The organism is Lacisediminihabitans sp., assembly GCF_036404185.1.
Classification (GTDB): domain Bacteria; phylum Actinomycetota; class Actinomycetes; order Actinomycetales; family Microbacteriaceae; genus Lacisediminihabitans.
The window spans coordinates 1-11703 of sequence record NZ_DASWPB010000217.1; the positions used below are offsets into that span (position 1 = coordinate 1).

Here is an 11703-nt window from a genome sequence, read left to right on the forward strand (position 1 = left end):
TCGGCGAAGCTCTTGCCGGCCACATCCGGCAGCGGGCCCGCCGACACGAGCAGGGAGATCGGCTGCTTCTGCCCGTACTGGGTCAGGGTGGACAGATCGGTGCCCCCGGCGGCGAAGGCCGAGATGACCGTGCCGAGCGGGACCTTGTCGTCGAACTGCTGTTGGAGCCCCTTGGCGTCGTAGCGGAAGCCGGCATCCGAGATCGTGCTGATCGCCGCCTTCTGGTCCAGACCGACCAGCTTCGGGATCGGCAGCATCTTGGGGCCGGTCGAGACGAGCAGGGTGACCGTGCTGTCCTTCACGACCGACCGCCCGACGGGGGGAGTGGTCTTCGCCACCGCTCCCGCCGGCACCGTCAGCGAGGGCGTCGTCCCGTTCTTCGGGTTCACCTCGAGGCCGAGCCCCGTGAGGACGCTGGTTGCCTGGGCGACCGACTTGCCGGACACGCTCGGGATGGTGACGTGCGCGCCTGGCCCGGCCCCGAAGTACCAGCCGGTTCCTCCAGCAAGGGCGGCGAGCAGGATGACCAGGCCGAAAAGCCAGAATCCCTTCGCCCTGCGGCGGTCGCTCTTCTCGGACAGTGTCGCCGTCGACTGGGTCAGGACGGGGCCGGTGCGGTGTCTGCCCTTGGGGGTGAGCACCTGAGTCTGGGCGTCCGTCCCCGACGGCGCGACGGCGGAGGGCATGACCACCGTGCGCTGAGCGACGGTCGCCCCGGTCGCCGATTCGTCCAATCGAAGCAGTGCCTCGGTCTCGTGCAGCTGGTCGAGCATCGTCTTGGCGTCGCGAGGCCGTTGATCGGGGTCCCTGGCTGTCGCCCACAGCACGAGTTCGTCGAGCTCGGCTGGCACCCTGGGGTTCTTGCTGCTCGGCGTCGGCACCGTGTCGTTGGCGTGCTGGTGGGCGATCTGGAACGCCTGCTCGCCCTTGAACGGCTGCTCGCCCGCGAGCATCTCGTACAGCATGATGCCGACGGCGTAGATGTCGCTTCTCGTGTCGGCGATGCCGCGGGTCACCAGTTCGGGGGACAGGTAGGCGATGGTGCCGAGCAGGGCGTTGCCCGTCGCGGTGTTGGCGCTTGCCGCCCTGGCCAGGCCGAAGTCGCCGATCTTGATGCGGCCGTCGTCCGCGAGCAGCACGTTCTCCGGCTTCAGGTCCCTGTGCACGATGCCGCTCTTGTGCGCCGCCGCGAGGCCGGAGAGGATCGCCTCCATGATGTCCATCGTCTGCATCGTGGTGAGCACCTTGTGCTCCTGCAGCAGGTCGCGCAACGTGATACCGGGCAGGTACTCCATGACGAGGTAGGCCGTCTCGCCGTCCTGTCCCTGGTCGTACACGTTGACGACGTTCGGATGCGCGAGGCGGGCGGCGGAGCGGGCCTCCTGGATGAAGCGCGCGCGGTACTGCGAGTCATCCGCCAGGTGGCCGTGCATGACCTTGATGGCGACCCGCCGCTCGAGGCGAAGATCGGTCGCGAGATAGACGGTGGCCATGCCGCCCCTGGCGATGCGTGAGCGAACCTGGTATCGGCCGTCGATGAGACGACCGATCAGTGGGTCCGTGCTGTTGGTGCTCACTCCACGAGTCTAAAGTTGGCGGACCGAACCATCCCGCTAAAACACCGTGAAGCGGACTTTAGCCCAGCTGGGCGAGCCAGGAGCGGGCGGCCGTCTCCCATTTCGCGTACGCCGTCGGATAGGCGGAGAGCTGCACGGCCTGAGCCGCCTGGGTGACGGTCTTCGACTGCCAGCCCGGGATGTCCAGCAGCCCACGGGTGTTGGCCTTGTTCGGGTTGGTCTTGCCGCCGAAGAACAGGCGAGTCGCGTAGGTGGTGTCCAGGAGCTGGGTGCGGGTTCCCCAGCCGGCGCTCGGCCGCTGCTGGAACAGGCCGATGGAGTCGCGGTCGCCGTAGGTGAGATTGCGCAGTCCGGATTCCTGGGCCGCCGCGGAGAGCGCGATGACGAGCCCGTAGTCCGGCACCCCGAGCGATTTGCCGATGCGGATGATGGTCTTCGCGTTGGTGGTCATCTCCGCCGTGAGCGCCGTCTGCGGCGACGATGACGAGGGGGCGCTGCTGCTGACGATGGGGGTGATCGAGGAGGCGAGCACCGCAGTGGCGCCGGGGATCTTCAGGCTGTGGCCGGTGTAGATGATGCTCGACCAGCCGAGACCGTTGGCGGTGAGCAGGTCCTGCACGCTGACGCCGAATTTGCTCGCGATCTTGCTGACCGTGTCACCGGACTGGACGACGTATGACCCGGTCGATACCGTGACCGGCTTGGCCGCGGCGGCGACGGGGGCCGGGGTCGAGGAAGCGGCGGCTGCCGTGGTCGCGGGGATGCCGATCGTCTGGCCGGGGTAGATGATGCTGCCCCAGCCCAGGCCGTTCGCGCTGAGCAGGGTCTGCGTGGCCAGACCGAACTTGGCGGCGATGCCCCCGATGGTGTCGCCCCGCTGGATGGTGTAGCGGGAGCTGCTGCTGGATGCCGGGGTCGAGACGATCGGCGTCGCCCCGCCGCCGGCGAGCTTGAGCACCTGGCCGGGGAAGATGACCGATTTCCAGCTCAGGCCGTTCAGCGCGAGCACCGAGGCGGTCGCCAGTCCGTACCGCCCCGCGATGCTGCTGACCGTGTCTCCCGCTGCGACCCGATAGGTGGCGGGAGCGGATGCGGCGACCGTCGCCGCGCCGGGCGTGACGGCGGCTGCATTCGGGTTGACGGCGACGCGCTTGGCCGCCGAGAAGGCGTCACGGATGCTCTTCCCCAGCTCCGATGGCGTGGTCTTGGGCTTGTCGATGCGCTTGGCCTCGGTCGTCTGGATCGGACCGGTGACGTTCATGCTCATGGCCATCGAACCGACGATCACGATGGGCACGGTGCTGAGAAGCCCTCTGCTCAGACGGCCACGCGCCTTCGGCGTCGTGTGTCGTGTTCCGTGATCTGCAATGTCCGTCATGTGAAAACCCCTGTTCAATCCCCGCCCGAGCAGGCATAGATGCGCCCAACCAACGCTGGCACAGAAGGAGGTTTCTGTCAATTATTGTGGCCTACGGTGTTTGAGCTCACTTCTGAGGTTTCAGTTAACCTGACGGAAATAATTGGCCGGGTTTGCGCCTGCGTCCGCTTCTGGCAGGCTTGACTGCGTGACTACTGCCCCCGACATCCGTTGGCTCACCATTCCCGAACTCGTCGACATCCTCGGGATCGGCGTCAGCAAGGTGCGCCGGTTGATCGAGGACCGCCATCTGCTGGCGGCGAAGATCGACGGCGTCTGGAAGGTCCCGGAGCTGTTCCTCCGCGACGGTGAGCCGCTCGGCGAGCTGCGCGGAACGCTCCTCGTGCTTCACGACAGCGGATTCAGCGACGAAGAGGCCATGCGCTGGCTGTTCACCGAGGAGGAGAGCCTCGGTGCGGCCCCCATCGATGCGCTTCGTTCCGGTCGCAAGGCCGAGGTGCGCAGGATCGCCCAGGCGCTCGGGTTCTAAGGGGTGTTCAGGCCGACCGTTTGCTGACGGTGTCCGCCAGCCGCACCAGCTGCTGCCTGGAGGCAGCGCTGAGCGGAGCATCCGCGATCGCCGCGATCGCCAGCTTGACGTTGTGATCGATGATCCGTTCGACCTGGTCGACCGCTCCGCTGTCCCTGATGGATGCCTGCAGAACGGAGATCTGCTGGGCCGTCAGCTCCGGATCGCCGAGCAGCTCGTCGAGCAGGCTCCTGGCGTTTCCGGGCAGCTTGGTCCTCGCGAGCGCGATGAGCACCGTGCGCTTGCCCTCGCGCAGGTCGTCCCCTGAGGGTTTGCCGGTGGTCTCCGGGTCGCCGAACACGCCGAGGAGGTCGTCCCGGAGCTGATAGGCGATGCCGAGGGGCAGGCCGAAGTCCCGGAGAACGGACAGCTGCTCCTGGCTTCCGCCGCCGAGGGCGGCACCGATGGCCAGCGGTGCCTGGATGCTGTACTTCGCCGACTTGTAGACGATGACCCGGTGGGCGCGCCCGAGCAGGTCGGCCTCCGGGTAACTGCGCCAGGCGCGCTCCTCGAGCAGGTCGAGGTACTGCCCCATGGTGACCTCGGTGCGCATGCGATTGAACTCCAGGCGGGCGGCCTCTCCCGCCGCGACGGACGAGAGCGCGCGCAGGCCGCCGTCGAACAGCTCATCGCTCCAGACCAGCAGCAGGTCGCCGAGCAACATTCCGGCCGATCGCCCGAAGTCGCCGGCCGAACCCGTCCAGGCCCCGTCGGAGTGCAGCGATTCGAATCGTTTGTGCGCCGCCATGATGCCGCGGCGCAGGTCGGAGTTGTCGATGATGTCATCGTGGACGAGCGCGGCCGCGTGGAAGAGCTCGAGGGCGCCGGCGGCGTGGACCACGGCGTGCAGGTCCGGCGAGCCGTGCTCCTCCGGCAGCGGGTCGAAGCCGGTGGAGCGCCCGGTGACGGCCTGCCAGCCCCAGTAGCAGAAGAGCGCGCGGAACCGCTTGCCGCCCCGGAGGAGGTCCCTGGAGTAGTCGACGAAGGGCGCCAGGTCTTCCCCGATGGAGAGAAGAAGCGGCGCCCTATCGTCGAGAAAGGCATCGATGTCTGCCTGGACAAGGTCAACTAACCGCGTACTCTCAGCCACGGTCCTAGCCTAGCTACGCCGCGGGTGCATACAATTGGGCATTACCATGTGTGGGTCTCGAGCCTGAGAGGAGTCACCATGCCGCTGTCGGAACAGGAACAACGACTTCTGGAAGAGATGGAGCGCAGTCTCTATCACAACGACGCTGACTTCGTGGCGACCGTGGGGAGTCGACGGGGACGTCCCAGCTACCGTTCCGTCGTGGTGGGCATTCTCTTGGGGGTCGTCGGTGTGGCCGTCATCGTCACCGGGGTCGTGCTGCACCAGCCGATCATCGGCATCGCCGGTTTCGTCGTGATGTTCGTCGGCGTGCTGATGGCGTTCTCCTCGCCGAAACGCGGCATCGAGCCGGAGGACGTGACCGCTCAGCCCGCGGCGCGCAAACCGCGGTTCATGGATCGCATGAACGAGCGCTGGGACAAGCGTCAGAACGACCACGACGAATAGCACGGGTTTCGACAGAGGACCGACCTTCGGGTCGGTCCTTTTTTTTGCCCGGAATCGGCGCGGGTCCCTCCAATTCCCTCCACTCCTCTCTGCCCCGTAATTACGGGGAAGAGAGGGCCACTCGAGCCACGCTATTGGCGAATTTCATTGTTTTGTGGTGGGAAGTGGAGTAAAGTGGAGAGCACCTGCATCCAGGCCGGAGAATGAGGGGAGCCGCCGATGTTCCTCGGCACCTATGCCCCCAAGCTCGACGACAAGGGGCGCATCATCCTCCCCGCGAAGTTCTGGGCAGAGCTCGAGTCCGGTGTCGTGATCACCAGGGGTCAAGAGCGCTGTCTCTACGTGTTCAGCACCCGGGAATTCGAGGAGCTGCACGACCGCATCCGCCAGGCCCCGGTGACCAGCAAGCAGGCCCGTGACTATCTGCGTCTGTTCCTCTCGGGGGCGAACGCCGAAGTCCCCGACGCCCAGCACCGGGTGACGATCCCGGTGGGCCTCAGGACCTACGCGGGCCTCGGCCGTGAGCTCACGGTCATCGGCGCGGGCAATCGGGCCGAGATCTGGGACACCGCCGCCTGGGAGGCCTACTACGCCGAACAGGAAAGCGCGTTCGCCGAGACGACGGAGGAGGTGATCCCCGGGCTCTTCTAGCGCCTTGCCCCTGACTCCCAGCCGTTCATGCGCCCTGCCACACTTCCCCGGTGGCAGGTCGGACCGGATGGGGATCAGAGGAAAGGGGCTCCGCCCGGTTTCCATGGTCGACAGCCAGATCCACACCCCCGTCCTGCTCGAGCGCACCGTCGAGCTGCTGAGCCCCGCTCTCGAGCGTCCCGGCGCGGTGCTCGTCGATGCCACCCTCGGAATGGCCGGCCACGCGGAGGCCTTCCTCCGGCGCTTTCCCGAGCTCGTGCTGATCGGCTTCGACCGCGATCCCGATGCGCTCGCGATCGCGGGGGAGCGGCTGGCCGTTTTCGGCGACCGCGTCCATCTCGTGCACACGGTGTACGACCGGTTCGCCGAGTCTCTCGAGACGCTCGGGATAACGGAGGTCTCCGGCATCCTCTTCGACCTCGGTGTCTCCTCGCTGCAGCTGGACCGGGTGGAGCGGGGATTCTCGTATTCGAAGGATGCGCCGCTGGACATGCGGATGGATTCCACCTCGTCCCTCACGGCGGAGCGGATCCTCGCGGAGTACAGCGAGCAGGAGCTCCGGCGGATCTTCTGGGAGTACGGCGAAGAACGGCTGTCGCAGCGGTACGCCAAGCGCATCGTCGAGAGCAGGACGGCATCGCCCCTGGTGCGCTCGGCTCAGCTCGTCGAGCTCATCACCGCGGCCACCCCGGTGGCGGTGCAGCGCAACGGACATCCGGCCAAGCGCGTCTTCCAGGCGCTGCGCATCGAGGTCAACCAGGAGCTCTCGGTGCTCGAGCGGGCCATCCCCGCCGCCATCGATGCCCTCGAGGTGGGGGGACGCATCGTCGTGCTCGCCTACCAGTCGCTCGAGGACCGGATCGTCAAGCGGGCTCTCGCGGCGGCATCGTCGTCGACGGCACCGGCGGGACTTCCCGTCGAGCTGCCTGAGCACCTGCCCCGGCTGAAGCTGCTCGTCCGGGGCGCGGAGCTCGCGGGCGAGGAGGAGAAGGGCGTCAACCCCAGGGCCACTCCCGTGCGCCTCCGCGCCGCGACCCGGATCAGGAGGGCGGCATGAGCACCGACCTCGCCTATGCCCGTCCCGCGATCTCGCCGCTGCAGGTCGAAGAGCACCCACGCCACATCGAGATCGTGGCCAGCCGCAGGCAGCGGCGGGCCAGGCCGAAGCTCGTTTATGCGATCATCGCGGTCGGCGGACTGTTCGTCATCCTCATCGTCCAGCTGCTGCTCAGCATCATGCTGTCGAACGGCACTTACCAGATCAGCGCGCTGCAGTCGACGCAGAAGGAGCTCAGCCGCGATCAGGAGACGCTCACCGAGTCGTTGCACGTGCTCGAGTCGCCGCAGAACCTCGTCACCCGCGCCCAGCAGCTCGGCATGGTCATGAACAGCAGCAGCGCCGGCTGGCTGCGGCTCTCCGACGGCGCTGTGCTTCAGGCGCCGAGCGCGGCCGGTGCCGGGACGGACGCGACCAGCGGCGGTCTCATCCCGAACGCGCTGCTCACTCCCGACATGACGGCGGACGGCACCGTGGCGGCCGGCGGTGGCGCGCCTGAGACGCCGACGTCGACCAGCTCGGTAGCGTCGGACCCTGGAGCGCTTCCGGCGCCGATCACCCACTGAATCGTGGTGTCGCCCGGATCGGCGCACCGACCGACCAGCAACTGAGGAGCTGCTTGTGAACCATCCGCGCAGAAGCCGCAGGCGCCTCGCTCTCGCCGTCGTGATGGTCTTCGCGATCGTCGCCGTGTTCGCCGTGCGCCTGGTCGACATCCAGGTCGTGCGCGCGGACCAGCTGACCCGGGAGTCGCTCAGCAACCGCGCCATCGCGGTGACCACCTACGCCCCGCGCGGACAGATCGTCGATGCCAACGGCGTTGTGCTCGCCGACAGCGTGACCCGCTACGACATCACCGCCTCGCCGCGCAACGCCAACTCGTTCGAGCGGAAGAAGGGCAAGGTCACCACCGACGTGAGCGTTCAGGATGCGGTCAACGATCTGGCGAGACTGACCTCGCAGGATCCCGCCGCCGTGATGGCGATCCTGACGAAGGACCCCAAGTCCGACTACGTCGTGCTCGCCTCCAGCGTCGAGACGTCGACGATGCGGGCGATCCGCGCCCTGGACATCCCCTGGATCTATCCGCAGCCGCACCCCAAGCGCATCTACCCCGACGGGTCGGTCGCAGGCAACCTGGTCGGCTTCGTCGGGACCGACGGGCCGCAGAACGGCCTGGAGACGATGGAGAACTCGTGTCTCGCGAGCACCGACGGGACCTCGACCTACGAGCGGGGAGCGGACGGCGTGCAGATCCCCGGCAGCTCGGTCGTCACCAAGGCCGCGAAGCCGGGCGGGACGGTCAAACTGACCCTCGACGCCGATCTCGACTGGTTCAGCGCGCAGGCGATCGCCGAGCAGGCGACGGCCATCGGTGCCCAGTCGGCGACGGCGATCGTGATCCGCGTGAAGGACAACGCCGTGATGGCCCTCGCGGACTGGCCGTCGGTCGACCCCAACGACGTCAGCGCGACCGCGACGGAGCACCCGGATCAGCTCGGTTCGAAGGCATTCACCGACTACTACGAGCCGGGCTCGACCATGAAGGCCCTCACCGCGGCGACGCTCATCGACAGCGGCGCGGCAACCCCGACCACCCCGGTGACGGTGCCATCGGCGTGGACCTCGCCGGAGGGCCACGTCATCCACGACGCGACGGCGCACGCGACGGAGCACCTGACCCTCACCGGCGTGCTGCAGCAGTCCTCGAACGTCGGCATCTCCCAGCTCGCGGTCAAGGCGCCGCAGTCGACCCGGTACGAGTACCTCAAGAAGTTCGGCCTCGGCCAGGCGAGCGCCGTCGACTTCCAGGGCGAGTCATCGCGTGGCATCACCGCGCTGCCCTGGAACGACATCTCCAAGTACGACATCGCGTACGGGCAGGGCATCGCGGTATCCGCGGTACAGCTCGCGAGCGCGTACGCGACCCTCGCCAACGGCGGGGTGAAGCTGCCGCTCAAGCTCGTGCAGAGCTGCACCAAGGCCGACGGGACCGTCACGGACACCCCGTCGTCCGCCGGGACCAGGGTCGTCTCCGACCAGACGGCCAAGACCGTGGTCAACATGCTCGAGAGCGTCGTCGACGGCGGCGAGCTGTCGGCCTCGCTGAAGATCCCCGGGTACCGGGTGGCGGCCAAGAGTGGTACGGCGGAGGTCGCCGGTCCGAATGGCGCGGGGTACACCGGCGACCGCATCGTGTCGCTCGCGGGCATGGCTCCCGCCGAGGATCCGCAGTATGTCGTCCTGGTGACCTACACCAAGCCCGCTATCATGAAAACCTCCGCAGCCGCCGCGCCGACGTTCCAAAAGATCATGAGCGAAGTACTCACGAAGTATCGAGTCACGCCGTCGACGACACCATCGACAACCCCGCCGACAACCTGGTGAGGCGGCACAATCCCTTAAGAAAGGGGACGCGTTGACCGCACGGATTCCCCCGGTCCTCAGACCGGAACATCCGCTCGCCAGGCCGCTCGCCGGGCTCGTCGCAGAATTCGGGCTCGACCATCGAGGCTCGCTGGACGGTATCGAGATCACCGGAGTGACCCTCCGCAGCACCGAGGTCGAGGCGGGTGATCTCTACGTCGGCATCCAGGGAAAGAACAGCCACGGCGCGCAGTTCGCGGCCGAGGCCGCCGAGAGCGGGGCCGTGGCCCTGCTCACCGATCCGGCCGGCGCGGAGATCGCGGCCGACAGCGGGCTGCCGATCGTGCTGGTCGAGTCGCCGCGTGCGGCTCTCGGCGACGTCTCCGCGTGGGTGTACCGGACGAACGAGCATCCGCCGCTGCTGCTCGGCGTCACCGGGACGAACGGCAAGACGTCGACCGCGTATCTGGTGGAGGCGATCCTCAAGCAGCTTGGTCTGGTGACCGGGCTCAGCTCGACGGCCGAGCGGCACATCGGCGACCTCACAGTCGTCAGCAGGCTGACCACGCCGGAGGCGAGCGAGATGCACGCCCTCCTGGCCAGGATGCGCGAGAGCGAGGTGCGCGCCGTCGCGATCGAGGTGAGCGCCCAGGCGCTGAGCAGCAATCGTGTTGACGGCCTGCTCTTCGACGTCGTCGCCTTCACCAACCTCAGCCATGACCACCTCGACGACTACGCCGACATGGATCACTACTTCGCCTCGAAACTGGCCTTCTTCGAACCGGAGCGCGGCAAGCGCGGTGTGGTGTCCCTCGACTCGCCGTGGGGCCAGAAGGTCGTCGAGGGGTCGCGCATCCCGGTGACGACGATCTCCGCCACTCCCGGCGTCCCCGGGGAATGGAACGTCGAGATCCTGGATCAGCAGGCCGCATACACCGAGTTCCGGCTCACCGGGCCGGAGGGCCGTTCCCTCGTGACGCGGGTTCCGCTCATCGGCTGGCACATGGCCGCCAACGCCGGGCTCGCGATCGTGATGCTCGTCGAGGCGGGCTTCGAGCTCGAGGCCATCGGCCAGGCGATCGAGGGCGGCATCGAGGCCTATCTGCCCGGACGCACGGAACGGGTCTCCGGCGACAGGGGGCCGGCGGTCTTCGTCGACTTCGGACACAGCCCGGATGCCTTCCTCAACACCCTCGCCGCCGTCCGTACGATCACGCCAGGCCGGGTGATCATGGTGTTCGGCGCCGACGGCGATCGCGATGCGACAAAACGCCACGAGATGGGTCGCGTGGCCTCGGAGGGATCGGACATCCTCGTCATCACCGATCACCACCCGCGCTTCGAAGACCCCGACTCGATCCGCGCGACCCTCATCGAGGGCGCCAACCTCGCCGAGCACCAGGCAGAGCTCTTCGAGGTCAGCCCGCCGGAGCAGGCAATCAGGCACGCCGTGTCCCTCGCCCGTGAGGGCGACTCGATCCTCTGGGCAGGCCCCGGGCATCAGGACTACCGCGACATCAGGGGCGTTCGGACGCCGTATTCCGCGCGAGCGGAAGCCCGCGAGGCCCTGCGCGAGACCGGCTGGCTCTAGGTGATAGACCTCACACTGGCCGAGCTCTCGGCCGCCGTCGACGGTGTCCTCGAACTGCCGGACGGAGCCTCGGCGCAGACCCGGGTCGCCGGATCCGCCCAGACCGACTCCCGTCTCGTGCAGCCAGGATCGATCTTCTTCGCGATGACCGGGGAGGTGACGGACGGCCATCTCTTCGCCGGCGCCGCGGTGGACGGCGGTGCCGCCGTGCTGATCGTCGAGCATGCGCTCGACCTGCCCGTTCCCCAGGTGATCGTCTCCGACACGCTCGAGGCCCTCGCCTCCCTGGCCAGGTTCGTCGTGGCAGAGGTCCGCGCCTCCGGGACCCTCTCGGTCATCGGGATCACCGGGTCCAACGGCAAGACCACCACCAAGAACATGCTGCGGGTCATCCTGTCCGCCCAGGGACCGACGGTGGCCCCGCCCGGATCCTTCAACAACCAGGTCGGCGCTCCGCTGTCGATGCTGTCGGTCGATCGCGATACCCGTTTCCTCGTCATCGAGATGGGTGCGAGCGGCATCGGCGACATCGCCCGCACGGTGGCGATCGCGAGGCCGGACATCTCCGTCGTGCTCAAGGTCGGCCTCGCGCATGCCGGCGAGTTCGGCGGGATCGAGGTCACGCAGCGCGCGAAGGCCGAGATCGTCACCGAGCTGCCGAGCGACGCCGTCGCCGTGCTCAACCTGGACGACGAACGTGTCGCCGCGATGGCGGCGCTGACGGCGGCGAGGCCCGTGTGGTTCGGCCTCGACCCTCGTGCGGACGTCCGCGCCGACGATCTGCGCGCCACCGCGAGCGGCACCTCCTTCCGGCTGTCGGTCGGAGCGGCGAGTCGCACCGTGAGATTGCGGATCCTGGGGGAGCATCACGTCATGAACGCCCTGGCCGCCGTCGCCGTCGTCTCCGAGCTGGGGGTGCCGCTCGACGACACCGTCGAGGCCCTGGAGTCCATCCGCCGCGCCGAGCGCTGGCGGAT

Annotated in this window: 11 protein-coding genes; 8 read left to right on the forward strand and 3 right to left on the reverse strand. The window is 67.9% G+C overall.

Translation table 11 applies throughout. The features are described from left to right. Positions 1-1577: Stk1 family PASTA domain-containing Ser/Thr kinase (gene pknB / locus VGC18_RS15290; RefSeq protein WP_331098949.1), on the reverse strand; the 1577-nt coding region annotated here is incomplete at its 3' end. A gap of 58 nt (positions 1578-1635) precedes the next feature. Then, the gene (locus VGC18_RS15295; RefSeq protein WP_331098951.1) at positions 1636-2874 is read right to left on the reverse strand and encodes a muramidase family protein; all 1239 of its coding nucleotides are present in this window, start codon (positions 2872-2874) and stop codon (positions 1636-1638) included. Positions 2875-3142: 268 nt separating this feature from the next. On the opposite strand from VGC18_RS15295, the gene VGC18_RS15300 reads away from it, so the two are divergent. After that, entirely contained in the window at positions 3143-3484 is a 342-nt protein-coding gene (locus tag VGC18_RS15300; RefSeq protein ID WP_331098953.1) for an Rv2175c family DNA-binding protein, read from the forward strand. A 7-nt stretch (positions 3485-3491) separates the two neighbouring features. Here the strand turns inward: VGC18_RS15300 and VGC18_RS15305 are convergent, their stop codons facing one another. Beyond that, positions 3492-4613 (reverse strand): polyprenyl synthetase family protein, encoded by a 1122-nt coding sequence (locus VGC18_RS15305; RefSeq protein ID WP_331098955.1) that lies wholly within the window; start codon positions 4611-4613, stop codon positions 3492-3494. 78 nt (positions 4614-4691) lie between these two features. On the opposite strand from VGC18_RS15305, the gene VGC18_RS15310 reads away from it, so the two are divergent. The 7 genes from VGC18_RS15310 to VGC18_RS15340 form a co-directional block, all read left to right on the forward strand. Further along, the gene (locus tag VGC18_RS15310) at positions 4692-5060 is read left to right on the forward strand and encodes a DUF3040 domain-containing protein (protein ID WP_331098957.1); all 369 of its coding nucleotides are present in this window, start codon (positions 4692-4694) and stop codon (positions 5058-5060) included. A 219-nt stretch (positions 5061-5279) separates the two neighbouring features. Then, positions 5280-5711: a division/cell wall cluster transcriptional repressor MraZ gene (mraZ, locus tag VGC18_RS15315; RefSeq protein ID WP_331098959.1), complete on the forward strand. Its 432-nt coding sequence runs from the start codon at positions 5280-5282 to the stop codon at positions 5709-5711. A 103-nt stretch (positions 5712-5814) separates the two neighbouring features. After that, entirely contained in the window at positions 5815-6768 is a 954-nt protein-coding gene (gene rsmH, locus VGC18_RS15320) for a 16S rRNA (cytosine(1402)-N(4))-methyltransferase RsmH (RefSeq protein ID WP_331098961.1), read from the forward strand. Further along, entirely contained in the window at positions 6765-7334 is a 570-nt protein-coding gene (locus VGC18_RS15325; RefSeq protein WP_331098963.1) for a hypothetical protein, read from the forward strand. Before rsmH ends, VGC18_RS15325 begins: the two co-directional genes overlap by 4 nt. 55 nt (positions 7335-7389) lie before the next feature. Further along, positions 7390-9156 (forward strand): penicillin-binding protein 2, encoded by a 1767-nt coding sequence (locus VGC18_RS15330; RefSeq protein WP_331098965.1) that lies wholly within the window; start codon positions 7390-7392, stop codon positions 9154-9156. A gap of 31 nt (positions 9157-9187) precedes the next feature. Beyond that, positions 9188-10726, forward strand: a complete 1539-nt coding sequence (locus VGC18_RS15335; protein WP_331098968.1) for a UDP-N-acetylmuramoyl-L-alanyl-D-glutamate--2,6-diaminopimelate ligase — start codon at positions 9188-9190, stop codon at positions 10724-10726. Continuing rightward, positions 10727-11703, forward strand: a 977-nt coding sequence (locus VGC18_RS15340; RefSeq protein ID WP_331098970.1) for a UDP-N-acetylmuramoyl-tripeptide--D-alanyl-D-alanine ligase, incomplete at its 3' end; no start/stop codon positions are given. It abuts the gene before it with no gap.